The organism is Halomicrobium zhouii, assembly GCF_900114435.1.
Classification (GTDB): domain Archaea; phylum Halobacteriota; class Halobacteria; order Halobacteriales; family Haloarculaceae; genus Halomicrobium; species Halomicrobium zhouii.
Window position 1 is genome coordinate 489146 of sequence record NZ_FOZK01000003.1, and the last position, 23893, is coordinate 513038.

The window sequence follows — 23893 nt, forward strand, 5'->3', positions numbered from 1 at the left end:
CATGCAGACGCTCGAAGCACGACTGGACGGCGTCGACCCCTTGCGCGCGTGGCTGGCGGCGTTCGTCGCCCTGCTCGGGGCGTTCGTCGTCGGCGTGCTGGCCGCCCCGCGACTCGTCTGGGACAGGTTCATCTGGCAGTACTTCTGGGGACCCGTCGCGGCCGACGCCCAGGCCGCCAGCTGCGCAGTCAACGAGGGTGGGACGGTCGAGATTCTCTACGACTCGGGCGCGTGTTCGGCCGCCCAGGCGAGCGGCGCCGTCTACGCCCAGCCGGGGTACACCCTCGTCTCCGAACTGGGCTACGTGGTCGCGCTGATGTTCTTCCTGGTCGGCGCGTACTTCTTCCTCGAACGGTACGGACTCGCCCGTGACGTCGACCTCTACTACCCGCTGGTTCCCTTCATGCTCCTCGGCGGGACGCTCCGGGTCGTCGAGGACGCGACGGACAAGGCGGTCGCCGCCGGGGTCGAGCCCCTGATCAGTTACCCGCTGAACTCGCTCCTCGTGAGTCCGATCATCTACTTCGTGATGTTCGGGTTCACACTGGCTGTTCTCTTCGCGACGGTGGTGCTCGAAGACCGCGGCGTCGTCGACGACAGCTACCGGGCCCTCGGCACCGTCGGCGTCGCGCTGCTCGGCCTCAACATGGCCTATCTCGTCTACCTCGGTGCGACGACGGAGTACGTCTACCTGTTCCCGCAGATGCTCGCGGTGACCGTCGTCCTCGCGTCGGCCATCGCCTACGGCGTGTGGCGGGCCATCGAGGGCCAGTGGCCGGAAGTCGTCGGCGCGACGGGCGCCGTCGGCTTCTTCGTCCTCTGGGGCCACGCCATCGACGGGGTGGCGAACGTCATCTCCGCGGACTTCATCCACGACATCGGCATCCCGGAGAACTTCAACTACTACCCGAAGCACCCGGCCAACGCGTTCATCATCGACGTGACCCAGTCCCTCCAGCCGGCGTCGCTCTCGGCCGTGGTCGGCACCTCCTGGCCCTTCCTCGTCGTGAAGATGGTCGTCGCCTCGCTCGTGCTGTGGCTGTTCACCGACGAGTTCATGGAGGAGAGCCCGCGCTACTCGCTGCTGTTGCTCGTCGCGGTGACCGCGGTCGGTCTCGGCCCGGGAACCCGGGACATGGTGCGAGTAACCTTCGGCATCTAGAGGCGTTCGAGCGCCCCTCGCGGATAGTACCGGCTGCCGCAGTTCGGACAGTCGGCGACGGTGACGTCGGTGTCGGTCCCCAGGTCGTCGACGATAGTGCGTACGAGTTCGTGCCCGCATTCCGCACACGGGAGGTCGAATTCTTCGATCACGGCGCTCACGGTAACGCACACGCGCTACCAACCCACATGGATCTTCACGCGGTCGTGTCATAAAATTACGGATTATGGGGAAGGGTGGCGGGTCGGGGTGCGGAGGGGCAAGGCGGGACGAGTAGGCGGGAGCGAGTCAGGGGAAGGGGTGGTGGGGCCGGTCGGGCGTGAACTCGAACCCGAGGTCCGCAGGCACGGTCCGCGCACGCTCGCCGAAGAACGAGTCGCCGAGGAAGAGCGGCTGGGCGCCCGGGACGAGGACGCGCACGGCCTCGAAGTCGATCGATTCGAGGTCCCGCGTCGTGGTCCGCGTCGCGTACGGCGTCAGGCCCGCGTCGCTAATCCGGTCGACGAGTGCGTCGAGGTGAGCCCTGCCCTCGGGGACGTCGGCCGGCCCGACCGAGGCTGCCGGCACCCCCTGGTCGACGTCGATGAGTTCCCGGCCGGCGTCGGGCAGATCGGCGTACTCACCGATCGCTCCACCCGCCTCGGCCGCTCGTTCGGGGCCCATCCGCCGGAGCTCCATCCAGTTCTGGACGGCCTCTTCCAGCGCGCCGCGAGCAGCTTCCTCTGGGTCGAGGTGGGCCGACGACCCCAGCGCCAGCTTCGGCCACTCGTCTCGGTGGACTGCCACCGCAATCACGGGGACGTCGACGTCCTGGGTGAGCAGGAGCGTCGTCACGTCCAGTCCCTCGGCCCCGGCCCGCGCCGCGAGCGTCTGGAATTCCTCGTCCTCGACCGCCAGTCCGAGCGGGTCGTACGTGGAGTACCAGGCGATCATCGACGCGTCGCGTTCGACCACCTCGTATAGCCCGGACAGCATCGCGCCGACAGACGAGGAGCCAAGTCCGAGCCCCGTGGTCAGCGGCGGCCGAACGTCGCGGTTCCGCGGCGGGTGGAAGACCAGGTCCGCCGGGACCTGCGTCGAGCCGTCGGTGGCCAGATTGGTCGCGGGGACCCACTCCGTCTCGGTCCCGGCGTCCCAGGAGGGTTCCTCCGGCGTGACGAACGACGACGGGGGAACGCAGCTGTCGAGTTCGGTCGCCGGGGCCGTCTGGGCGTCGGCGGAGCGGTAGACGCCGGCCGCGTAGCGCTCGTAGGACTCGCCGAGCGCCTTCATGAAGGCGGCGTCCCAGTCGACCGCGACGCCCGCGGCCTGGCGCGGCGCGGTGGCGTCGCTGAAGCCCGACGTGTCGGAGAGATTCGCCAAGTAGTACGGCGCTGGATAGGACTCCACTTCGCCGACCTGGGTGGTGATGCCGACGCGGTCGTCGAGCCCCCGCTCGGCGCGCCCCAGGGCCTCCTCGACGGAGACGGCCTCGTAGTCGCGGCGAACGGTCATGTCGCGGTCCCCGCCGCAGTGACAGCCCGGGACCGGGAGAAGCCGCCGCTTTGCGTGTGGAATCTCGGTGACGCGACCGAGCACAGCCCCGTCTGAATCGCCGCGGACGACGGTGACAGCCGCCTCGCCGGCTATGGCGCCCGCGACGTACTGTTTCTCGGCGTCGACCGCGCCGACCGGGTCGGTCTCCTCGTCGACGTTGGCCGCGACCCGGTCGGCGAGGCAGTCGTAACAGGCGCCGTCGGGGTCGAAGCCGGTGACGGCCGCGGTCGTCACGGGAACGCCACCGATCCCGCCGAGTTCGACGGCGATCCAGGGCGTGGCGAACTCGATAGCCGACCGGTTCGCATCGGCGAACGCCGAGGCACCGACCCGGTCCACGACGACGACGAGGTCCGCGTCGTCGAATTCGGCTAGCCCGGGGCGCGTGACGACGACGGACGGGTCGTCCTCGTCGCGCTCCCGCTCGGCGTACTGGTGCAGCGTGGCGACGGCGGCGTCGGCGGCGGGGCCGCTCCCCACGACAGCGACGGCTGGGCACATGCCGTGAGCAACGACGAGGCGGGGGAAAAAGGCCTAGGAGGCGAGCAGGCTCTGGGCGACGCTCGCGAGTTCGTCAGTGCTGGCGTCTTCGAGACGCTCGTCGCCGAGCATCAGGCGCAGGCGCGGGCGGCCGACGTCGATGGGGACCTTCTCGGTGTCGATGAGCCCCATGTCCTCGAGGGTCGTCTTCGTCCGGGAGAAGGTGGCCTTGCTGGCGAGGCCGATGTCCTCGCCCCACTTGCTGATGTCGTACAGCAGTTCGCCGTTGCGCGCGGCGACGAGGAGGCTGATGGTCACTTCGTCGAGTCCGTCGCCGTCCCCGCGGGCCGTCTGGAGCGACGAGAGCACGGCGTCGAAGTCGCCCGCGGCGTCCGGTCCGATGTCGGATTCGAGCGTCTCACGGACGCGGGCGAGCGGCGGCGTGCGGAGCGAATACTGTTCGGCCCGGTCCCACTCGCTCTCGTAGTAGTCGGCGACGTCGTCGACGAACGCCGACTCCTCGGTGGCGAGCCCGGCGACGCTGTTGCCGACGGAGACGATCGAGATGGTCGTATCCTCGGTGGCGATCAGCGAGTGGTTCGGCGCGTGGTCGAGTACTTCGAGCGCGAGGTGGCCGGCGTCGACCAGGTCCGCCGCCTTGCTCGCGACGATGAAGTCGTCCATCACTTCCTTGAGGAGCGCGTCGTCGGCCAGGAGGCGTACGTCCGGTGGATCCTCGCTTTCGGTCAGTACAGTGACTAGTTCAGAGATGGAGTCACGAGACGGATTGACGACGTAAATCGTTCCCGAGAGGTCTGACAGCGCTGTCGACAACACGGAACCGACGTCGTCCTCGAGCAGATTCGATCGAATCATCTAGTAGTTAGTAGCGGATAAAGATATTTAATTTTACTGGCCATATCGAGTTGAATTCGTCAGCTGATAGAGAAGAGTCACTGAAGGGGGTGAGTAAATATTGTGAGAGGTCGATAAAACCACAAATCTCCGCCCGGCGAGACTCACGCTGACGAACGTAGCTGTTTCAGATAGTCCGCGAGGAGGCACAGAGAACGTGCCACGACGACGGCCGTCCGGCAGTCTCAGAGCCGGTCGACGAGTTCGTCCGACCAGTGGACGTCGTCGTCGTAGACGACAGGGACGGACGTCTCCGTGAGCGCCGTCGCAAGTTCTTCCCGGGAGAGTCGGAACTCCGTCGTGCTCCCGTTCAGCACCGGCGTCTCGCCGAAGGGGAGCCGGTAGCGCGCGCCGTTCGACCGGGCGTTGACGACTTCACACCGGACGACGAACTCGTCGTCGGACGCCTCCCGTATCCACACGACGGCCGGCTGTTTCGGGCTGGGCAGCAGGGCGTAGGTGCCGTCGCCGACGACGGCGTAGTCCTTGCCCATGAGGATGCGGCGCCGGGCGAGCGAGAGCGCGCGCTCGAAGCTGAATCCGTGGACGAGCAGGCGCGCGAAGGCCGTCCCGACCCGGGCCGCCTGGCCGTCGAGGACAGTTCTGAACGTCACTGCGCCGGTGACCGACCCCTGCTCGACCAGTTCCAGCCCCTGTTCGTAGGAGCCACAGGCGTTGAGGAAGAACATCTGCGTGCGCGACGTGTCCAGGTCCGCGACGTCGAGGTTCCCGTCGGGACACCGGAGTCCCTCGTCGTCGCAGTGACCGATGTAGTGGACGAAGTCGTTCTCGGACTCGAAGACGTCCGCGAGGTCGCCCCGCGGGAGGCGTTCGCGGACCGTCACGTCGATCGGGAGATTCGCCGCCCGGTCCCGGTAGATGTCCGAGACGGTCCCGTGTTCGTCCGCCATCCTGTCGTCGTTCAGCACGACCGACACCCGGAGGCGGTCGTTCGTCCGGTCCCGGTACTGGAACTGGTTCTCGAAGGCCCGTGTCGACGTCTTGAACGCGTCGATGGGCGTCCCCGACGCGAGCCAGGCGTGGACGTGACCCGCCTGGAGCGTCGGCTGGACGACGTCGGGCGGGGTCGCCGCGCCGCGGACCGGGTACGCGTCGTTCAGCGTGCTCTGGAGCAGGTCGCTACGTTCGAGCGTGGACGCCTGCGGGAGGTAGACGAGGCTGAGCCGATCGAGGAGATACGGGAGGCTGCGCGCGTGATGGGGCTCGGGGGAGACGTACGTCGTCAGGTGCCAGTCGGGTAACTCGGGGTCCAGTTCGCGGGGCGGAACGTCGAGGTAGTGTGCCAGCCGCTCGGCGGGACGGCCCGACTGGACGGCGGCGGGGTCGAGCCCGAACTGGCTCTGGAGTCGCCGCAGCGCCCGGTCGCGACAGGAGGCGACGCGGCGGACCTGGCAGTCGAGGAAGAACACGCGCCTGAGAAGCTGCGCGCACTGGTGCTGGAACGCCGGGAGCGGGTCGAACTGGTAGTCGACGTCCGCCTCCGGCGACGTCAGCCGCGGGGCGTCCCTGGCGTCGTCGACGAAGACGTGCGCGCCGAGGTAGTACGCCAGCGGCGCGGCGACGAACAGTGCGTCGAGCGATTCCGGGACGTGGACGGCGAGGCCCGCGTCCGGCGTGTCCTCGCGGACGGCCGAGGGGATCTCCGTCTCCTCCCCGATGCGAACGAGCGGCGGATGGTCGCGGAATCCCGGGTGCGAGCGGGCCGGCCCGGTGGTGTGGTGGGCCGCGGAGAGGTGTGAAACGGCGCTCGCGATTCCTCGTACCGTGGGCTCGACGGTCATCTGCGCCGGAAACGACGACCCGCTGGTCTCGTGACCCACAGTGACCTGCGTGCGCTCCCAGAACGAGAGGACGGCCGAACCGTTGTTCGGTTTGACCGACGCGGGACCGTCGAACCGGACGTGGACCGTCGCGGGTCTGTTCTGCTCGGTGATACCCCGGGAGCCCCGACTCGTGAGTCGGAACTTACCAGTCGGGAGTTCCGTCGGCGAGTTGATGGGGTACTGCGTCCCCAGTTCGACGTCGGTGACGGTGACGTCCCGCCCCGGAACCACGAGCCTGCGCGCCGTCCCGGAACACGTCCGTTCGACGGACGGCGCCAGGTCCCAGTCCGGTTCGCTCGTCGGCCCCAGCTGGTCCCGGATAGTGACGAGGATGTCTCGTCCGTCTATCTCGACACCGCTGGGCCCATCGATGCCGTCCCCCCAGTCGTTGGCATCCGGCCCACCCCTGATGAACATGTAGGCGTACGTGTTACTTTCCCGAACCATAACTATTGCTACTCAGATTGTTGCCACATACCATGGGCCAGGGCCGGTCACCGTGGGCCAGGGCCGGTCACCGGCCGGCGACAGTGTGTGATCCCGTCGCACTCTGCTCCACGGAAAGGTAGTTTATTGACGACCCGGCGTCGACTGGCAGGCATGAACTACGACCACGTCCGGGACCAGGACCCGGCAGTGGCGGACGCGCTCACCGGTGAGGTCGAGCGCCAGAACGACACGCTGGCGATGATCGCCTCCGAGAACCACGTCAGCGAGGCAGTGCTCGAGGCCCAGGGCTCGACGCTGACGAACAAGTACGCCGAGGGCTACCCCGGCGAGCGCTACTACGGCGGCTGTGAGTACGCCGACGAAGTCGAACAGCTGGCCATCGACCGCGCGCAGGAACTGTACGGCGCCGACCACGTCAACGTCCAGCCCCACTCCGGCTCGCAGGCCAACATGGGCGTCTACCTCGCCGTGCTTGACCCCGGCGACAAGATCCTCTCGCTGGACCTGACCCACGGCGGCCACCTCTCCCACGGCCACCCGGCCAACTTCGCCGGCCAGGTGTACGAGGTGGAGCAGTACGAAGTCGACGCGGAGACGGGCTACATCGACTACGACGACCTCCGCGAGCAGGCAGAGGAGTACGACCCCGACATCATCGTCTCGGGCTACTCCGCCTACCCCCGCGAGGTCGAGTGGGAGTCGATCCAGGAAGCCGCCGATTCCGTCGACGCCTACCACCTGGCCGACATCGCTCACATCACCGGCCTGGTCGCCGCGGACGTCCACGACTCGCCCGTCGGCGTCGCCGACTTCGTCACCGGCTCGACGCACAAGACCATCCGCGCCGGCCGCGGCGGCATCATCATGTGCGACGAGCAATTCGCCGACGATATCGACTCCGCCGTCTTCCCGGGCATGCAGGGCGGTCCACTCATGCACAACGTCGCCGGCAAGGCCGTCGGCTTCGGTGAAGCCCTCGAACCCGAGTTCGAGGCGTACGCCGAACAGACCGTCGCCAACGCGAAGGCCCTGGCCGACCAGCTCCATGAGCGCGGCCTCGAGCTCGTCTCCGGCGGCACCGACAACCACCTCGTGCTCGTCGACCTGCGCCCCTCCCACCCGGATACGACCGGCAAGGAGGTCGAGGAATCGCTCGAAGACGCCGGCATCGTCCTCAACGCCAACACCGTCCCCGGCGAGACGCGCTCGGCGTTCAACCCCTCGGGCATCCGCGCCGGCACGCCCGGCCTGACGACGCGAGGCTTCGACGAGGACGCCTGCCGCGAGGTGGCGGACCTCATCGCCGAAGTCGTCGACTCCCCCGACGACCAGGACGTCTTCGCCGAGGTCGCAGAACGCGTCGACGAGCTCACCGACACCTACCCGCTGTACGACTGACGCGCGACGGCGCGCGCTTCCGGGAGACCCGTGCGGGGCCGGTCGCCGTTTCTACCGGTACGCTTACCCGGAGACCGCCGAGCGAGGTCGCTGTCTGCGCCCAGCTGAGGAGGCATTCGTCCTCGCGTTCACTCGGTATCCTGCCGGTCCTCGACGACGAGCCGGTCGCCCTCGACGGTGACCGCGTAGGACTCGAACGTGAAGGAGACGCCAACGTCGGCGTCGCCGCCCCACTCCGTCAGGCTGTCGAGCGCGTCCGGGTCGACGACGTCGTGCAGGCACTGTTCGAAGTCGAGCGGGTCTACGTCGGAGAGCCTCGAGACCGCCATAATGACGTCTTCGCTCGGCTGGTTCGAGAGTTGCTGCTGGACGAATCCGTGTGTTGCGGGGGAACTCATCGTGACAACCGTTCGATTGCGGACACGCCAGCATAGCGTTACCTTCGATACACGTAACCGCCAGCCGGCACGCACTTATCATGCTAGAAGCCCTCGTGAAGCGGTTCCACGGCACACGGTGCCTCGCACCCATCCGCTCGACTCCGCTCATCGTCTTCCTCCCATCCCGCCAACCTCGGCCCTACCCACTGCTCCCTGGCCGCGACGACGGTCACTCCTCGCCGAACAGCAGCGAGAGCAGCGTCCCCTGTCCGGCGCGGAGGTGGTGACTGATAGTCGGCTGGGAGACACCGAGCGCGTCCGCGACGTCCTGCCCGGTCGCGTCGCGAGGGGACTGGAAGAACCCCTGGTCGTGGGCCGTCCGGAGGACCTCCAGCTGGCGGTCGGTCAGCGACGATTCGAGCCGCTGCAGGAAGCTCCCTCGTGCCATCGACGCGCTCTCGCGCTCGCGCCGCGCGAGGAGTTCGGTGTCCGGATACCGTCGCGCCAGTCGGTCGAGGAACGTGCGGACGTCGAGACTGTCCGGAACGGTCACGGTCACGACGAGGGACCGACCGTCGGCGGTCACCGTCTGCGTGACGCCGCCCGACGCGGCGACGACCGACCCGACCATCTCGCCGCCGACCACGGCGTCGAAGCAATGGGCGCCGTTCCCGCCGACGTGGGTCACGCTGTGGACGGCGACGAGGCCCGACGTCGCCGACAGGACCGACTCGACGGAGACGTCCGGGGCCGAGAACCGTATCGCCGTCGAACCGTCCGGCCACGGCCGGAGTTCGAGACAGTCGACCGTGGTCCCGACGCTCTCGGCGACGACGTTGAGCACGTCGTCGACGCCCTCGATACGGAGTTCGAGCTCCGTTACGCCCTCCGACAGCATCGAGAGCCGTCGTTCGATGGTGTTGATCGCGTAGGCCGTCGTCTTCCCGACGCCGTCGAGGACCGACGCGAGTGGCTCGGTAGGGCCACCGGGTCGGTTCGCGTAGACCGAGAGGACGCCGTACTGGACACCCTCGTACACCAGCGGAACGCTCAGGACCGAGTGGAAATCGGCCGCGAGGGCGTCCCGTTCCCAGCCGTCGCCGTCGAGCGTCTCCGCGACGTTCCGTTCGGCGACTGGCTGCCACTGTCGTGCCGTTCGACACGACGGTTCGTCGCAGTCGTCGACGGCCAGCGAAAGATCGTCCAGGTACTGCCCCCCACCGTCGGTCCACTCCCGCGGCGTGAGTTCGCCGGTCCTGGCGTCGACGCCGCCGATCCACGCGAAGTCGAACTCGCCGTCCTCGACCAGGCACTCCAGCACGGCCGCCTCGGCGGCCTCGCGCGACTCGGCGTCGACGAGCGCCCGGTCGACCGACGCGACCAGGTCGACAGTCCGTTCGAGGTGCGCCAGGCGCGTCTCCCGTTCGCGGCGACGGCGGTCGCGTCGTCGCAGGTTCTCGGCGCTCTCGACCCGATCGAGCGTCGCCTCGGCGGTCGTCGTGAGCAGTTCTATCACCTCGAGCGAGCGCTCGCTGAACGTCCCGACGGCGTCCGTGGACGCGACCACGACGCCGTGTTCGCCGAAGGGAACGAAGACGCTGCTCCTGGCGTCGGTGTCCTCGTTGACGCAGGCCTCCGACTCCCTGAGGTCGTCGAACAGCAGCGAGTCGCCCGTGACGAACACCCGCCACGTGATGGAGTCGGGCTTGCCGGGGCCGAAGACCGTCTCGCCGCCGTAGTACTCGCACATCTCGTCCGTCATCGCCGCCGGGCGCAGGAGGTTGTCGCGGTCGTCGAACAGGAAGACCGCGACGCCGGGTGCGTCGAGGATTCCCCTCACCGCGTCCGAGATGACCGTCGCGATGGCGTCCCGTTCCTCGGCGTGGCGTATCTCCCGGACGGCCCCGGAGAGAACCGAGATGTGGTCGTCCGTGGGCGCGTCCTCACTACTGGTCTGGTCGTTCGATTCGGCCCCTGACGCGTCGTTCGGCGAGCCACCGGCGCTATCGGCAGGCCGGACGAACTGCCGGATCCGGTTGGCGAGCACCGACGGCGAGACAGACGACGGTGGCGCCTGGACGACGTCGGTCGCGCCTGCCGCCAGCGCCCCTTCGACAAACTCCGGTGATCCGTCGCCCGGCAGCAGTATCACCGGTAACTCGCGGTGACGCTTCCGGAGGGTCGTGACGAACTCGACGGCGTCGACTGCCGGCGGGTCGTGTCCGCAGACGACCGCGTCGATCCGGTCGTCCTCGGCGTCGTTCGCTTCGATCCGTTCGAGTGCCCCGTCGGCCGAGTCGGAGCGTTCGGCGTCGATCATCGGGTCGGCGGCGTCCAGCGACCGATCGCTTCCCGGTAGCAGCCCGCTCGACGACACGAGGAGGACCGTCAGTGGCTGCAGTTGTGGTGAAGACATGGATAGTGTCCGGCGTCCACGGCAGCGCCGGGGCAGTTTGCGACGGGTAATAGCCCGAGAGCCAAATACCCGGTTTGCGTGGTACGGGTCACTTGGTTCCGGCGGGTTGCCGTCTTGGCTGTCGGATAGATGGTGGTTCGGTACCAGTCGGTCACAAGGGCCAGACTCAGTCGGCAGGTTCAGTCTGGCCGTCGCCCGCAGCCGACCGCGGACTGTGTCGACAGTGTCATAGTGACGCTTTTACCCCGCGGGCATCCCGGTGTACGTAATGACCGACATCATCGACGGTGACGCGGTGGCCCAGGACGTGCGCGACGGTCTCGGCGACGCGATCGAGACGCTCGACGACGCCGGCGTCCGGCCCTCGCTCGCGACGGTGCTGATGAGCGACGACCCAGCCAGCGAGACGTACGTCTCGATGAAACAGCGCGACTGCGAGGAGGTCGGCATCGACGCCGTCGACGTCGACATCGACCCCGACGCCCCCGCCGAGGAACTGTACGACACTATCGACGAGCTGAACGCGGACGACTCCGTCCACGGCATCCTCGTCCAGATGCCCGTCCCTGACCACGTCGACGACCGGGACGTGCTCGAACGCATCGACCCCGAGAAGGACGTCGACGGGTTCCACCCGACGAACGTCGGTCGACTCGTCGCCGGCGACGCCCGCTACAAACCCTGTACGCCCCACGGCATCCAGAAGCTGCTCGAATCGGCGGGCGTTGACACCGAGGGCAAAGACGCCGTCGTCGTCGGCCGCTCGAACATCGTCGGCAAGCCGATGGCGAACCTCCTGCTCCAGAAGGCCGACGGCGGGAACGCGACGGTGACGGTCTGTCACTCCCGCACGGCCGACACGGCCGAGAAGACGCGGGACGCTGACATCGTGATCGCCGCGGCCGGCGTCCCCGAACTCATCGACGGCGACATGATCGGCGAGGGCGCCACCGTCATCGACGTCGGCGTCAACCGCGTCGACGCGGACAACGAGAAGGGGTACGAACTGGTCGGCGACGTCGACTTCGAGAGCGCGAAGGAGACGGCCGGCGCCATCACGCCCGTCCCCGGCGGCGTCGGCCCGATGACCCGGGCGATGTTGCTCTATAATACGGTCAAGGCCGCCGGCCTGCAATCCGGCGTCGACGTCGAACTGCCCTGAGAAGCAGACCGGCTCTTTTATTCGATTCCCTGGAGCCAGTTGTCCGCCGTGACGAGCGCGCTCTCCTCGCCCGAGATCAGGTACTTGCCCAGATCGCGGGTCGCGTGCAGGAGGCGCTCGGCGTCCTTCGGGTCGACGTCGCCGTCCAGCGCCTCGATTCGCTTCCGGTGGTCGCGGACGCTCCCGGAGACCGAGCGAGCATCGGGGTGGGGATGCTCGTCCAGGTACGTTCGCAGGTCACGCTGGTAGTCCCCCACGGCGTCGGCCATCGCGAGGCCGTGCGCACTCCGGAAGGCCTCGGGAACTTCTTCGGCCGGCGGGCGCTCGCCCTCGTCGGCGCCGGCCAGCAGGTCCAGGAAGTACAGCTCCTCGGCCTCGGTCCGGCGGAGTTCGCGAGAGAGTTCCGCGCCGACGTGGCGCAGTTCCGTCGCTGCCACGAAGGTGTCGTCGAGTGGGAGCAACTCGCCGGCGTCGACGAAGCCGCGCTCGCGGACGTACTCCCTGGCCAGGTCCACCGCCGCGCTGGCGACGTCGCGCAGGGGGTCCTCGTCGATCCGGTTCCGGACCGGCGTCAGGTCGAGGCTGGTCGGCGAGTCGGTGTGTCGCGTCCGGTCGTCGAGGCCGACGCTCTTCATCGACCCGCAGTTCGGACAGTGGACGCTCGCCGTCTCGAAGTAGGACCACCGCGTCTCACACTCCTTGCACTCCCGGCGGCCGCGAACTTTCATAGGTGAACCTGTGGGCCAGCGCCTCAAGATAGTTCTGTCGCCGGCTCGAATCTGGGCCCATGCGCACGGAAGCCGAGATACGCGACCAGTACGAGTACCTCTGTGAGCAACTGGAGAGCGAGGAGATGCGCCACGACCGCGTCCGGATGCTGTTCACGCACTACCGGCGCGCCCTGGGATGGGTCCTCGAAGAGGAGCACATCTGAAGAGCGTACCACGTACAGTTCAGCTGTTCGACCGTTGCTGTCTGCTGCCGGTACTTTTAAGTGACTCACATACCACCGATCAACTGACGCTTCGCTTGGAGGGCCGAAGCGTCAGCGGGGACCAATTCAGGGCGGCAAGCGGTCGCGTGGGCTTTTCCCCACGCGACTCGCTTACCACTTTCGAGGAACTATCGACCGTGAGTCGATTCTCCGTCTGTTTCTGCACGTCGAGCCGAAACGGCTCGGGCCACGGGACTACTCGATACTGAGTCCACCACTGCGCTCGTCGCGCTCCCCGCTGGCGTTCTCGTCCCACTCCATCTCGAGTTCGAACCCGAGATCCGTCGGCCCGTCGGCGGGCCCCTCTCGTTCGACCTTGACCTCGAACTCGACGGTCGGCGGGACCGTCACGGAGAGGGAGTCCGCACCCGACTCCAGCGAGACGGGATCGCCGCCCTCGAGCCGGTCGGCGATCGTCCGGAGGTACGAGGCCACTGCGTCGCGGTCCAGCTGCTGTTCGCTCTCGAAGAGAATTTCTTCGGGCATACCCTCCGTTCGATCGGTACGATGATACGTTTTTCGACGTGAACTCCAGCGGTTATGACTGGTCAATGATGTGACGGAACGCGCACTATCATCAGCATAGTTATCTATTCAGTAACCAGTTTCTGCGGGACGTACTGGTTCAGCCGCCGGAATCTCCCCACCAATCCGACATACTTATGCAATTCCGACAGTAACGGGCGTGTAGACATTACCGATGTACGACTTGACAGGTTTCCAGCGTGACTTGCTGTACGTCATCGCTGGCGAAGAAGAACCCCACGGGCTCGCCATCAAGGAAGAACTCGAAGACTACTACGAGAAGGAGATCCACCACGGCCGACTGTATCCCAACCTCGACACGCTCGTGGACAAGGGACTCGTGGAGAAGGGCCAGCGCGACCGCCGGACGAACTTCTACAGCATGACCCGTCGGGGGAGCCGTGAGATCGAGGCTCGTCGGGACTGGGAGAACCAGTACGTCGAGGCGTAACCGCTCGATCGCCGGTCGAGCGCACCGATCCCGCATCCTTCAGTTCTATCCGTCCTAATCCGTCGCCGGCCCGGCGTCGTCGGCGGGCATCCCGTCACCGGCCGCCGCCCCGGGCGGCGAGACGTCGGCGGACCCCGACGAAGCAGGTCCCGGATCGTCGACGGTCCCGTCGACGACGTGCGTCGGATCCACCGAGTACGGTTCTATCGGCGTCCCGGTCAGGAGTTCCGGCAGGACGATTCTGACGAAGTGGACGACCAGCACGAGGAGCATCGGCCCCAGGAAGATGCCGTACCAGCCGAACAGCAGCGGGCCGAGGATGTACGCGAACATGAGCGCGCCGACGTGGAGGCTCCCCCCGGAGACGTACGGGCGGACGACCAGGTCGGGAATGACGTCCACGACGGCGAAGGCGACGGCGACGAACAGACCCACGAACCACCAGCCCTCGCCGTTCACTGCGGCGAGGCCGGCGAGGTAGATCGCGAGCGGGACGTAGACCAGTTTCATCCCGACGATTGGGATCAGGCTAGCGATGCCAGCCAGAAGTCCGGTCAGCGCCGGGTAGGGGACGTTGAACGGGGCCGGCGCGAGGTTCAGCAGGCTGAACGCGATGGCGCCGACAGTCCCGGTGATGACCGCGTTGAGGATGTTGCCGTAGAACACCTTGTCGAGGCTCCTGTCAACTTCGCGGAAGTAGTGGTCGAGGACGCCGCGTCTGTCGGTGAAGGTCGTTCCCCACCGCGCGAGTTGCGGCCCGTCACGCAGCAGGTAGAACGCGAGCGCGCACATGACGAACAGGTGGAGGAGTCCGGTCCCGACGATTCCGATGTAGCCCAGCGCCGCAGTCAGCGTCTCGGAGAGTGCGCCGAGGCCGCCGGCGTCGGTCAGGACCGCCGTCGGGTCCTGGACGACCGCCGAGAGTTCGAGGTAGGGCTCCACGACGTCGAGGTAGGGACCGATCTGGGCCTGCGTCTCCACGTCGTTCAGCCGGTCCGTTGCTCTGGCGAGTTCCTCCAGGGCGATGGCCGCGGTGTAGTAGAGCAGGACGAGCGCCGGCAACGCGAGCAACGTGAGTGAGACGCCGGCCGCCAGACTCGCCGGCCGGACCCGGCGGCGGACCTTGCGGTGGAGCCGACGGGTCGCGTAGTAGAGGAAGAGTCCGAAGACGAACGTGCCGACGAACGAGTGGAGGACGAAGACGACCGCTCCGGCCAGCACGAGTCCGAAGACGATCCAGACCGTTCGTGGCCAGTTGATATCCAGTTCGAACTGGACCATACCCCGAACAGTCCAGCGGGATACAAAAATGTTCCCGCTACGAAATGACGGAACGATTTATGCCGGGGCCGCCTACTGTCCACCAGTGACCGTTCTCGGCCAACTCGGCTCCCTGGCGCTCGAATCCGCCGTCGAGCGCATCGTCCTCGCCGGTGCCCTGGGTCTCTTCCTCGGCCTCGAACGCGAGTGGTCCCAGAAGTCCGCCGGCATCCGAACCTTCTCGCTCGTGAGCCTCCTCGCGGCCGTCTTCACGACGGTCGGCAGCGAGCTGCTGCTCGCCGTCGGCGGGTTGCTGGTCGTCGTACTCGGCGTGTTCCTCGGCGTCGAGGGGCTCATCGACGAGGAGGAAGGGCTCTCACTGACGACGTCCGTCTCGATGCTCGTCGCCTACGGCGTCGGTGCGCTCGTCGCCGACGGCTACGTCCTCGAGGGCGTCACCGTCGCCGTGCTCTCCTCGCTGTTGCTCGTCCTCAAGCGGGAGCTCCACAGTTTCGCGTGGGACCTCACACACGAGGAACTGCGGTCGGCGACGGAGTTCGCCATCCTCGCGTTCGTCGTCTACCCGCTGTTGCCCGCCGAGCCCCTGGACGTCTCCGTCGCCTCGCTCTCGCTCGCGCTCGAACTCCGCATCGTCTGGCTGCTGGTCGTCACCGTCGCTGGCATCGGTATCGTCAACTACGCCGTCGTCCAGTCCTACGGGGGTCGCGGCGTCGCCGTCACGGGCTTTTTCGGCGGGCTGGCGTCCTCGACGGCCGTCGTCGGGACGATGCTGGACCAGGTCGAACAGCGACCGGAGGCCGTCTCGTACGCCGTCGCGGCCATCCTGCTGGCCGACGCGGCGATGGCACTCCGGAACCTCGCCATCGCCGTCGCGTTCACGGTCCAGCGGGGCGTCCTCTTCGAGGCCGTCGTCCCGCTCGGCGCCGTCATCGTCGGGAGCTTCGCCGTCGCCGCCTACACCGCGGACTGGTCCCAGGAGGTCGACATCGACCTCGATAGCCCGTTCTCGCTCCGGAACGCCCTCGTCTTCGGGGCCATCTTCCTCGTCGTGCTCGTCGCCGGCACCGTCGCGCGGGCCGAGTTCGGCTCCGCCGGCCTCTACGTGACGTCGGCGCTGTCCGGGCTGGTCTCCAGCGCGGGCGCGACTACCACCGCGGTCGTGCTCTACCGCGGCGGCGCCATCGGTGCCGACGAGGCGACCATCGCCGTCCTCCTCGCCACGGCCGCGAGCATCGTCGTCAAGGCCGGGCTGACGCTCGCGAGCCCCAACCGCGGGTTCGCCTACCGCGTCGCCGTCTGGAGTCTGGCACTACTGGGTGCCGCGACTGCGGTGACGGTCGTCGTCACGGTCTGACCCCGATTACAGTCCAGCGGGCACGTCGTCGCACCGCTTAAGCAACGGTGTGAAAACGTGCGAGTGGGTCCAGACAGGTCGGCGCGATGCCGCTCGGGGACGACGACTCGAAGAGATTACTCGACCCACGTCCGGGCGAAGGCGTCGAAGAACTCGGCATCGCTCTCGACACGGACGTGGCGAGCGTCCACGTTCCGGGCGCTCTGTGACACCTGCTCGACGTGGCTCTCGAGTCGCTCGGCGTACGTCCGACGCTGTGGCGAACCGAAGTACGTTCGCAACTCCAGGTCCCGCTCCAGTCCGCGGAATATCGTGTCGCCCCTCGTCGGCGGGTCGACCTCCTCGGGTGCGAACACCTGCGCGAGGACGACGTCGTTCCGGGCCAGTGCCTCGACGCCCGCCTCGACGTCGTCGACGTCCGCCAGGAAGTCGCTCGCGACGAGCACGAGCGACCGCGAGTCGATGGTGGCGGCGTACTCGACGAGTGCGTGGTCGAAGTCCGCTTCTCCGACGGGGTCGACGTCGTTCAGCCGGTCGATCAGCGCCAGCACCTCCCCGCGGTTCGACCGGCCGGCGTCGATGCGGTCGAAGCGGTCCGTGAACACGGAAAACCGGAAGTCGTTGTGCTCCGCGGCCGCGAGCGCACAGAAGCCCAGCCCGAGTTTGGCGGCGAAATCGAACTTGTGCGTCTCCTCCCCGCCGACGTCCATCGACGCACTGGCGTCCAGCAGGACGTGGACGGTCAGGTCACGCTCGGCCTCGAACTGCTTGACGTAGCGCTCGCCAGTGCGGGCGTAGAGCTTCCAGTCGACGAGTCGCGTGTCGTCGCCGGGGACGTACGACCGGTAGTCGGCGAAGCGCTGGCCTTCGCCGAGTTCCGTCGACCGCTGCTCGCCGCGCTGGCGGGCGTCGGTCACCTGCGAGAGCGAGCCGTCGAACCGGTCCAGTTCGTCGAGGAACGCGGCGTCGATCATAGCAGGTCGCCGACCACGTCGTCCGGACGCACGCCCTCGCGTTCGGCCCGGAAGTCGACGACGACGCGGTGGCGCAGGACTGGGCGAGCCATCGCCTCCACGTCGTCGGGCGCGACGTGGCTCCGCCCCGCGAGGAACGCCCTGGCCTTCGACGCGAGCACGAGGTCCATGCTCGCTCTCGGGCTGGCACCGTAGTTCAGCCGGTCGGCCTGCCGCGTCTCGCGGACGACGCCGACCGCCCGGTCACGGACGTCGTCGGCGATCGGCAGCTGACGGACGAGTCGCTGGGCGTCCCGGAACGACTCCGGGGTGAGCACCGGCTCGACCGGGATGTCGTCGTCGAGGCGGCGGGTGTAGCGGTCGACGATTTCGGTCTCCGCCTCGTCGTCCGGGTAGTCCAGCAGTATCTTCATCGTGAAGCGGTCGCGCTGAGCCTCCGGGAGCGGGTAGGTCCCTTCCTGCTCGATGGGGTTCTGCGTCGCCAGCACGAAAAAGGGCTCAGGCAGGTCGTAGGTGTCGCCGGTGACGGTGACCTGTTGTTCCTGCATCGCCTCCAGCAGCGCGGCCTGGGTCTTCGGCGTCGCGCGGTTGATCTCGTCGGCGAGCACCACGTTCGCGAAGATGGGCCCAGGGTCGAAGACGAACTCCTGGCCCTCCGCCGTGTCCCGGACGATGTCGGTGCCGGTGACGTCCGACGGCATCAGGTCCGGCGTGTTCTGGACCCGACTGAACGAAAGCGACGTCGCGTCGGCCAGTGTCTGGACGAGCAGCGTCTTGCCCAGGCCGGGCGTGCTCTCCAGCAGGGCGTTACCGTCACAGAGCATGCACGCGAGCAACTGGTCGACGACGGCCTCCTGGCCGACGATCCGTTTTCGCACTTCGTCCCGGACGGCGTCGAGCGCGTCCTGGAGTCGCTGTACCGCCTCGTCGTCGAATTGGTTCTCAGTCATCGTCGTTTGCCTCGTTCATACGGAGCGTGTACTCCCTGACCAGTTCCGGGTCCTCGACCGACCCCGGGTCGTCGTAGCCCGCTCGCTCGGGCGAGATATCCCCGGCCGACGGGTGGCCCGCGTTCTCGTACCGGGCCCGCTCGTCGCCAGCTCCGGACCCCGACCGGTCCGACAGATTCGCCGTCAGCGCCTCGTCGCCTCGCGCGACCTCGCCGGGGTCGCCGAGGACGTCGCTGCCGTCGGTGTTCGAAATCGGGTCCGAGTCGAGGCTCTCGCTCGAATCCGGTTGCGGATCGTCGGGTCCCTGGTCGCTATCGGAACCGTCCGACCCGCCGACGGTTGGGGAATCGGCCAGCGGGTCGAGGGCGACGCCGGCGACCGTGACGTGGATGGATCCCACCGCGAGGACGAAGACGACCGCCATCCGGAGCGCCAGCCGTCGTTCGTCCAGCAGGCGGCCGCTTGAAGCGTCTTTCAGCCGGTCGAGCGCGTCGGCGTAGAGCCGCCGGGCCATCGTGTCGTCGTGCGCCGAGTGGGCCGCATCGCGGGCCGACCGGAGCGCGGCCCCGAGTTCGGGGTTGGCCGCCTCGAAGCGTTCGACCCCGTACCGGCGGGCCCGGACGACGCCGCTCGCCACCCCGACTGCGAGCCCGACGACGGCCGAGATGAGGGCTTCCGTCCCCACGGGGAGAGCCGAGATCGAGGGCACGTCCACGGCGACGACGGTCAGCCCGACGTTGACGACCAGCAGCGCGAGGACGGCGTCCGCCGTCGCGAACACGGCGGCGGCCTTGTACCCCTCCCTGCGGACCTCGTCGACGGCCGCGTCGAGCGTCTCGGGGTCGGTCACGATCCGCCCTCCACTTGCGATTCGAGTTCGTCGATCCGGTCTCTGAGGTCCTCGTTCTCCTGTTCGAGCTGGGTGATCTGTTCTTCCAGCGTCGCGACCTGCGTCTCCAGTTCGGCGTTGCGGGTCTCGACCTCGGTGGCTCGGTCACGCAACTCCTCGTTCTCGGTCTCGAGCGTCCGGCGCTCTTCGCGTTCCGTGACGACGGTCCGCTCCAGTTCGGACACCTCGTCGTCCAGTTCCTCGACTCGGTCCTGGGACTCTTCGAGGTCATCCTGGGCCTCACGTAGCTCTGCGCGAGTGGTGTTCAGCTCCCCTTCGGTCTCGTTGAGCTGCGTGATCAACGTCTGGAGGTCGTCCTGGCGCGTCGACAGGCTCTGATCGAGGTTCTCCAGCCGGGTCTGTAACTCGGTACTGTTCTCGCGCGCGGTGGCGAGTTCGGTCCGGAGCTGTGCGTTCTCCGTCCGGAGTTCCTGGTTCTGTGCCGTCACGTCGCCGACCGACGACTGGTAGTACAGCGTCGATCCGCCGATGGTCGCGGTGGTGAGGACGGCCACCACGACGAGTCCGAGGTTGAGTTTGGTTCCGACGTAGCTCATGAGTCCTGTCTCCTGTGTCTGATCGTCTGGACGCGCCGGGCGCCGACTTCGAGGACGAACAGCGCGAGCGCGGCGGCCAGGAAGAGCCACCCCCACTCGCGCTCGACGGCGCGTTCGCGAACCGAGCGCTGCCGGGCGTACTCGGCGACGGCCGCCGCGTCGTCCGCGTCGAACGTCCGGCCGCCCGTCGTCTGGACGGCGGCAGTCAGTGCCGGCGACTTGCCGAAACCGGCGTGCTCGCGCGGGTAGTCGACGGCGTAGGTCGCCTCCCGCACCGTCTGGTACCCGGCGTCGTCGTGGGTGACCGTCGCCCGGTACTCCCGCGGGCCGGTGCGGACGAACGACGGGTCGTCCGTGCCCGGGCGCTCGGACCCGCGGTAGGTGATGGTCGTCCGCTCGCCGACGCGCGTGTCCGAGACGTCGGTCACGTCCGTCGCGAGGCGCTCCGGGTCGCCGACGGCCCAGTTCACCGAGCGTGTGACGGCGAGTGAGTCCGGGCTGGTCAGGAGCCCGCCGAGGCGGCCGCTCCCGTCGTGGGCCGTGATGGCCACCGACCGGCCGAGCCCGTAGCGCCAGGCCGACATCGCCGGCGTCCCCTCCCCGCTGGCGACGAGGTAGCTCGCGCGGTCGCGAACCGAGACGTCGTTGGCCGACCCCGGCGCGGCAGTGAACCGGACGCCCTCGGTGACGAAGTGAGTCCCGTCGACGACGGTCAGCCCGTCGCCCGAGTACTGGCGCTGGTCGTCGCCGAAGAACAGCCGGAGCCGGTTGGTCTCGCTGGCGCGGAGGTAGGTGCCCCCACCCGCCCGCGCGATAGCGGTCAGCCGCCCCTCTCGAACGTTCCCGCCGACGCCGACGGTGACGACCTCGATCCCTCGTTCGGAGAGCGCCGCCGCTCTCGCCACCGCAGGCTCTCTGTTCGAGTGTCCGTCGGTGACGAGGACGACGGTCGCGTCGCCGTCGTCGACCATCGCCGCACTGCCCGCCAGGCCGACGTCGATGCTCGTCGCACCGCCGCTCTGCAGCCGGCGGATTCTGTCGCGGAGGACGTCCCGGGATCCCCCGAGCTGTCGGGGCTGTGCTATGGCGTGGGAGTTGTGGTTGAACGCGACGACGCCCACCTGGTTCTGGTCGCCCAGTTGCGAGAGGACGTCGAGCGCGAGGCCGCGCTGGACGGCCATCGACTGCTCGGAACTGCCCGAGACGTCGACGGCCAGGATGACCGTCGACTGCCGGTCCCGGTCGTCGTAATCGACCGGCGTCAGGTCGCCGATCGGCGCGTCGCCGTATCCGCCTGCCTCGAACGCCTGCGGGCCGCCGACAGTGACCAGCCCGGTGCCGTTCACGACGGCCCGCTGGAGCGCTGCCTGGTCGCCCAGTTCGTCGGCCGGCACGTCCTGGACGACGACGGCGTAGTAGCCGTCGAGGTCCGAGGGCACCGACTCGGCGCGCTCGACCGTGTATAGCTCCGAGAGGAAGGTTTCGAGCGGATAGGACCCGCGCGAGACGTAGAGGATACGCGGTGGCTCGACGACGCGGACCGTCTTCCGGGCGACGTCGTTGCGCGCGAACCGGTCGTCGCCGTCGATTCTCGCGGTCACCCGGTGGCTCCCCGTCTCGGCGAAGGTGTGTTCGAACTCGACCGACCCCGCGCCGGTGACGGTACGTTCGACGACCGTCTCGCCGTCGACGGTGACTTCGAGCGTCGTCTCGGTGCCGTTCAACTGCGTCCCGTCGACGGTGACGAGGAAACTCTCGTTCACCCCGGCGCTGACCTTGGACGGACCGGTGACGCCGACGTACCGTTCAGTCTCGGCGGCGGTCACGTCCACGCTACTGATCGTGGCGTCGACCTGCCGGCCGAGTTCGGCGGCCTCGCCGAGCGACTGCCCGCCGGTTACCTGCCCGTCCGAGGCGACGACGACCGTCGCGTTCGGGGCGAGCGAACTCGCGACGGCGTCGCCGACCCGCGACTCGGTCGCCGAGCCGACGGTCGTGGTGTCGACGTCGACGCCGCGCTGTTCGAGGGCCCTCGCGAGTTCGCCCGTCTCGTTGTCCGTGACGGCCATGCTCGCCGACCGGTCGACGACAAGCCGGACGGATGGCTCCTCGGAGACGGTCCGGCTCTGGACAGTGTAGGGGCCGGCCAGCGAGACGACGAGGACTGTGACGAGGAACACCCGCGAGCCGAAGAGCAGCCAGCGACGGCGTGAGCGAACCCACCCGGCTTCCGAAGTACGGAGGACGAGCGCGGCGACGACTGCGACGAGCAGTGGGGTGACGACCAGTGCGAGCGGTCGCACCAGCCCGACGCGGACGCCGCCGAGAGTGGTCTCGACGGCCATCAGAGGTCACCCCGCCGGCGGAGGTACGCCAGTTCGAGCAGGACGAGCAGCGTCGCCAGGGCGACGACCGCCGGCGTCAGTTCGACCGGGACCGACGCAGTACCAGTGGAGCCGCCCGACTGTCCGGCCGACCGGACCTCGTCGATTGAGGGCGCCGTCACGTTGGACTCCGCGGGGTCCGCGAGCGCGGCGGCGTAGCGCCGGTCGTCGACGTCGTACGTTCCGACGGCGTCGAGGGTCACGACCGTCGTGGTCCAGTCGCCGCGTGGCCCACTGACCGTCCGCTCGGACTGAAACTGCAACTTCGCGCCCGTCTCGCGGTTCAACTCGGCGACTGTCGGCCGGTCGGCGAGGTGGAACACCGCGCGCTTCCAGAATATCGGGTAGCGGACGCCCCGCTGGAACGACGAGTGGTCGGGGACGTAGCCGTAGTACAGCACCCTCCCCTCGCCGTGGGAAGCAGTGGCCAGGAGCGGCGAGCCGTCGGTGTAGTTCACGAGCGCCCGACCGCGCGTCAGGTTCGCCGCCAGCGCGCGCTCCGGCCGGGGGAACTCGAAGTCCCGGGTGAGGTCGTGGTCCGCCGGCGATTCGACGCCTGGCTGGGCGGTCATCCGCCGTGGCTCGACCGGTGAGACGGGACCCAGTCCGAGGTCGGCGAGGGCTGGCTGGGCGACGACGGCGACGCCGCCGCCGTCGGCTGCGATGGCTCGAACGGTCTCGACCGTGCTGTCGAGCACTTCGCCGGCGTCGACCTGACCCACGATCGCGACGTCGTAGTCGCCGTCGACGGACGCCGGGGGCTGGGCGACGGTGAGGTCGACGCTCCCGATGACGTCCAGCGCCGTCGCGAGGTTGGAGTCGGGTTCGTTCGTCACCAGCAGCACCTCGACGGTGGGGTCCGCCGGTGCCGCGACGGGCGCCGTGTCGTCGGCGGGGAACGAGTCCCCGGGAGAGAGCTCCACGGTGCCGCCGCCGGCCGGTACGCCGAAGGAGAGTTCGCGGACGTCGCCGGGTTCGAGGGTCACCGCCGTCGACTGGTCGCCGAGGCTGACCGTGCGCTCGGCTCGTTCGGTACCGGTGTTGCGGACGGTGACCGACGCGCCGCGCTCGGTGACGTCGTGGCCGACGATCCCGACGTTCGCCGCGCCACCACCGTCGAACTGCCTGAGCCGGACGTCGACGCCGCTTGCCCGGGCCGTCCGCACCGCAGACCGCCAGCCGCTCTCGTCGACGAAGTCGCTGAGAACGACGACGCGGGCGCCGTCGTCGGCCGACGTGGCCGCCGTGGCTGCCCGGGAGATGGCGCCCCGCAGGTCGCCCGACGCGTCGGTGACGGGCACCGTCCGGAGCGCGTCCCGCGCGTCGGCCGGGCCACCGGCGTCGACCAGCGTCCCCGCCGCCGGCGCAGTGGTCACGACGGTCGTCTCGCCGGCGACGGCGTCGCGCGCCGCCGCCCGAGCAGCGTCGAACCGGGTTCCCTCGCCCGTCTCGGTCGCCATGCTCGCACTGGTGTCGAGCACGACGACGGTCGATTCCCCGGCAGTCTGGCGGTCGACCGTCACGTACGGCGAGGCCAGCGAAACCGCCAGCGCCAGCACGACGAGCACCTGGAGCACGAAGAGCAGGTCCCGCGTCAGCCGCCGCAACACGGGGTGGGCGCCGCCGTCGTCGCGCTCCTCGGCGAGGAACTGGACCGTCGGCAGCGACAGCTCCCGCGGGTCGGGCCGCACGAGGTAGAGAATCACGAGCGGCACCAGCGCTACCAGACCGGCGAGTCCGATCGGATCGACGAATCCGAGCTGGAGGGGCATTGGCTGTCGGGACCTGTTA

At 68.5% G+C, this 23893-nt stretch carries 21 protein-coding genes; 6 read left to right on the forward strand and 15 right to left on the reverse strand.

Features of this window, described 5'->3' with window-relative positions:
* Window position 1 precedes the first annotated feature (1 nt).
* A complete protein-coding gene (locus BM337_RS16200) occupies window positions 2-1162 on the forward strand; it encodes a DUF63 family protein (protein WP_089817803.1) in 1161 nt (386 codons plus the stop codon).
* Here BM337_RS16200 and BM337_RS21240 read toward each other — a convergent pair.
* From BM337_RS21240 to BM337_RS16215, 4 genes are all read right to left on the reverse strand, one after another.
* Window positions 1159-1323 (reverse strand): hypothetical protein, encoded by a 165-nt coding sequence (locus BM337_RS21240; protein WP_177227573.1) that lies wholly within the window; start codon window positions 1321-1323, stop codon window positions 1159-1161. The two genes, BM337_RS16200 and BM337_RS21240, sit on opposite strands and share 4 nt — an antisense overlap.
* A gap of 127 nt (window positions 1324-1450) precedes the next feature.
* Window positions 1451-3199 carry a YcaO-like family protein gene (locus BM337_RS16205; RefSeq protein ID WP_089817806.1) on the reverse strand — a complete coding sequence of 583 codons (1749 nt, stop codon included), beginning with the start codon at window positions 3197-3199 and terminating at the stop codon, window positions 1451-1453.
* Window positions 3200-3232: 33 nt separating this feature from the next.
* A complete protein-coding gene (gene tbsP / locus BM337_RS16210) occupies window positions 3233-4051 on the reverse strand; it encodes a transcriptional regulator TbsP (RefSeq protein ID WP_089818192.1) in 819 nt (272 codons plus the stop codon).
* A gap of 227 nt (window positions 4052-4278) precedes the next feature.
* The gene (locus BM337_RS16215) at window positions 4279-6384 is read right to left on the reverse strand and encodes a hypothetical protein (RefSeq protein WP_143117732.1); all 2106 of its coding nucleotides are present in this window, start codon (window positions 6382-6384) and stop codon (window positions 4279-4281) included.
* A 153-nt stretch (window positions 6385-6537) separates the two neighbouring features.
* Here BM337_RS16215 and glyA point away from each other — a divergent pair, with 153 nt between their 5' ends.
* Window positions 6538-7785, forward strand: coding sequence for a serine hydroxymethyltransferase (gene glyA / locus BM337_RS16220; RefSeq protein WP_089817809.1), 1248 nt, complete (start codon window positions 6538-6540; stop codon window positions 7783-7785).
* Between the two features lie 128 nt (window positions 7786-7913).
* Here glyA and BM337_RS16225 read toward each other — a convergent pair whose 3' ends face one another.
* Complete coding sequence (locus BM337_RS16225) at window positions 7914-8183, reverse strand: HalOD1 output domain-containing protein (protein ID WP_089817811.1); 270 nt, start codon at window positions 8181-8183, stop codon at window positions 7914-7916.
* 211 nt (window positions 8184-8394) lie between these two features.
* Window positions 8395-10581, reverse strand: coding sequence for a bacterio-opsin activator domain-containing protein (locus BM337_RS16230; RefSeq protein ID WP_089817813.1), 2187 nt, complete (start codon window positions 10579-10581; stop codon window positions 8395-8397).
* A 268-nt stretch (window positions 10582-10849) separates the two neighbouring features.
* Between BM337_RS16230 and BM337_RS16235 the strand changes: the two genes are divergently transcribed.
* On the forward strand, window positions 10850-11743 hold the full coding sequence (locus tag BM337_RS16235) for a bifunctional methylenetetrahydrofolate dehydrogenase/methenyltetrahydrofolate cyclohydrolase (RefSeq protein ID WP_089817815.1): 894 nt from the start codon (window positions 10850-10852) through the stop codon (window positions 11741-11743).
* Window positions 11744-11760: 17 nt separating this feature from the next.
* Here BM337_RS16235 and BM337_RS16240 read toward each other — a convergent pair whose 3' ends face one another.
* Window positions 11761-12471 carry a DUF7117 family protein gene (locus BM337_RS16240; protein WP_089817817.1) on the reverse strand — a complete coding sequence of 237 codons (711 nt, stop codon included), beginning with the start codon at window positions 12469-12471 and terminating at the stop codon, window positions 11761-11763.
* A 59-nt stretch (window positions 12472-12530) separates the two neighbouring features.
* Here BM337_RS16240 and BM337_RS21245 point away from each other — a divergent pair, with 59 nt between their 5' ends.
* Window positions 12531-12677, forward strand: a complete 147-nt coding sequence (locus BM337_RS21245) for a hypothetical protein (protein WP_177227575.1) — start codon at window positions 12531-12533, stop codon at window positions 12675-12677.
* Window positions 12678-12932: 255 nt separating this feature from the next.
* Here BM337_RS21245 and BM337_RS16245 read toward each other — a convergent pair whose 3' ends face one another.
* The gene (locus BM337_RS16245) at window positions 12933-13223 is read right to left on the reverse strand and encodes an amphi-Trp domain-containing protein (RefSeq protein ID WP_089817819.1); all 291 of its coding nucleotides are present in this window, start codon (window positions 13221-13223) and stop codon (window positions 12933-12935) included.
* 214 nt (window positions 13224-13437) lie between these two features.
* Between BM337_RS16245 and BM337_RS16250 the strand changes: the two genes are divergently transcribed.
* Window positions 13438-13713 carry a PadR family transcriptional regulator gene (locus tag BM337_RS16250; protein WP_089817821.1) on the forward strand — a complete coding sequence of 92 codons (276 nt, stop codon included), beginning with the start codon at window positions 13438-13440 and terminating at the stop codon, window positions 13711-13713.
* A gap of 54 nt (window positions 13714-13767) precedes the next feature.
* On the opposite strand, the gene BM337_RS16255 is transcribed toward BM337_RS16250, so the two are convergent.
* Window positions 13768-14994 (reverse strand): AI-2E family transporter, encoded by a 1227-nt coding sequence (locus BM337_RS16255; protein ID WP_089817823.1) that lies wholly within the window; start codon window positions 14992-14994, stop codon window positions 13768-13770.
* An 85-nt stretch (window positions 14995-15079) separates the two neighbouring features.
* On the opposite strand from BM337_RS16255, the gene BM337_RS16260 reads away from it, so the two are divergent.
* Window positions 15080-16348, forward strand: a complete 1269-nt coding sequence (locus BM337_RS16260) for an MgtC/SapB family protein (protein WP_245778685.1) — start codon at window positions 15080-15082, stop codon at window positions 16346-16348.
* Between the two features lie 116 nt (window positions 16349-16464).
* On the opposite strand, the gene BM337_RS16265 is transcribed toward BM337_RS16260, so the two are convergent.
* From BM337_RS16265 to BM337_RS16290, 6 genes are read right to left on the reverse strand one after another with little or no spacing between them, the layout of a single operon-like run.
* A complete protein-coding gene (locus tag BM337_RS16265) occupies window positions 16465-17322 on the reverse strand; it encodes a DUF58 domain-containing protein (RefSeq protein ID WP_089817827.1) in 858 nt (285 codons plus the stop codon).
* Entirely contained in the window at window positions 17319-18272 is a 954-nt protein-coding gene (locus tag BM337_RS16270) for an AAA family ATPase (protein ID WP_089817829.1), read from the reverse strand. Before BM337_RS16270 ends, BM337_RS16265 begins: the two co-directional genes overlap by 4 nt.
* Window positions 18265-19122 carry a DUF7502 family protein gene (locus BM337_RS16275; RefSeq protein ID WP_089817831.1) on the reverse strand — a complete coding sequence of 286 codons (858 nt, stop codon included), beginning with the start codon at window positions 19120-19122 and terminating at the stop codon, window positions 18265-18267. The genes BM337_RS16270 and BM337_RS16275 overlap by 8 nt, the downstream gene beginning before the upstream one ends.
* Window positions 19119-19718, reverse strand: coding sequence for a hypothetical protein (locus BM337_RS16280; RefSeq protein ID WP_089817833.1), 600 nt, complete (start codon window positions 19716-19718; stop codon window positions 19119-19121). Before BM337_RS16280 ends, BM337_RS16275 begins: the two co-directional genes overlap by 4 nt.
* Complete coding sequence (locus BM337_RS16285) at window positions 19715-22063, reverse strand: VWA domain-containing protein (RefSeq protein ID WP_089817835.1); 2349 nt, start codon at window positions 22061-22063, stop codon at window positions 19715-19717. Before BM337_RS16285 ends, BM337_RS16280 begins: the two co-directional genes overlap by 4 nt.
* Window positions 22063-23874 carry a DUF7408 domain-containing protein gene (locus BM337_RS16290; RefSeq protein WP_089817837.1) on the reverse strand — a complete coding sequence of 604 codons (1812 nt, stop codon included), beginning with the start codon at window positions 23872-23874 and terminating at the stop codon, window positions 22063-22065. Before BM337_RS16290 ends, BM337_RS16285 begins: the two co-directional genes overlap by 1 nt.
* Window positions 23875-23893: the final 19 nt, after the last annotated feature.

What these genes read in the sequence shown, in the direction of transcription:
- BM337_RS16200 (WP_089817803.1), top strand. Translation starts at nt 2, where the DNA reads ATGCAGACGCTCGAAGCACGACTGGACGGCGTCGACCCCTTGCGCGCG.
- BM337_RS16205 (WP_089817806.1), bottom strand. Translation starts at nt 3,199, where the DNA reads ATGTGCCCAGCCGTCGCTGTCGTGGGGAGCGGCCCCGCCGCCGACGCC.
- BM337_RS16215 (WP_143117732.1), bottom strand. Translation starts at nt 6,384, where the DNA reads ATGGTTCGGGAAAGTAACACGTACGCCTACATGTTCATCAGGGGTGGG.
- glyA (WP_089817809.1), top strand. Translation starts at nt 6,538, where the DNA reads ATGAACTACGACCACGTCCGGGACCAGGACCCGGCAGTGGCGGACGCG.
- BM337_RS16225 (WP_089817811.1), bottom strand. Translation starts at nt 8,183, where the DNA reads ATGAGTTCCCCCGCAACACACGGATTCGTCCAGCAGCAACTCTCGAAC.
- BM337_RS16230 (WP_089817813.1), bottom strand. Translation starts at nt 10,581, where the DNA reads ATGTCTTCACCACAACTGCAGCCACTGACGGTCCTCCTCGTGTCGTCG.
- BM337_RS16235 (WP_089817815.1), top strand. Translation starts at nt 10,850, where the DNA reads ATGACCGACATCATCGACGGTGACGCGGTGGCCCAGGACGTGCGCGAC.
- BM337_RS16240 (WP_089817817.1), bottom strand. Translation starts at nt 12,471, where the DNA reads ATGAAAGTTCGCGGCCGCCGGGAGTGCAAGGAGTGTGAGACGCGGTGG.
- BM337_RS21245 (WP_177227575.1), top strand. Translation starts at nt 12,531, where the DNA reads ATGCGCACGGAAGCCGAGATACGCGACCAGTACGAGTACCTCTGTGAG.
- BM337_RS16245 (WP_089817819.1), bottom strand. Translation starts at nt 13,223, where the DNA reads ATGCCCGAAGAAATTCTCTTCGAGAGCGAACAGCAGCTGGACCGCGAC.
- BM337_RS16250 (WP_089817821.1), top strand. Translation starts at nt 13,438, where the DNA reads ATGTACGACTTGACAGGTTTCCAGCGTGACTTGCTGTACGTCATCGCT.
- BM337_RS16255 (WP_089817823.1), bottom strand. Translation starts at nt 14,994, where the DNA reads ATGGTCCAGTTCGAACTGGATATCAACTGGCCACGAACGGTCTGGATC.
- BM337_RS16265 (WP_089817827.1), bottom strand. Translation starts at nt 17,322, where the DNA reads ATGATCGACGCCGCGTTCCTCGACGAACTGGACCGGTTCGACGGCTCG.
- BM337_RS16270 (WP_089817829.1), bottom strand. Translation starts at nt 18,272, where the DNA reads ATGACTGAGAACCAATTCGACGACGAGGCGGTACAGCGACTCCAGGAC.
- BM337_RS16280 (WP_089817833.1), bottom strand. Translation starts at nt 19,718, where the DNA reads ATGAGCTACGTCGGAACCAAACTCAACCTCGGACTCGTCGTGGTGGCC.
- BM337_RS16285 (WP_089817835.1), bottom strand. Translation starts at nt 22,063, where the DNA reads ATGGCCGTCGAGACCACTCTCGGCGGCGTCCGCGTCGGGCTGGTGCGA.
- BM337_RS16290 (WP_089817837.1), bottom strand. Translation starts at nt 23,874, where the DNA reads ATGCCCCTCCAGCTCGGATTCGTCGATCCGATCGGACTCGCCGGTCTG.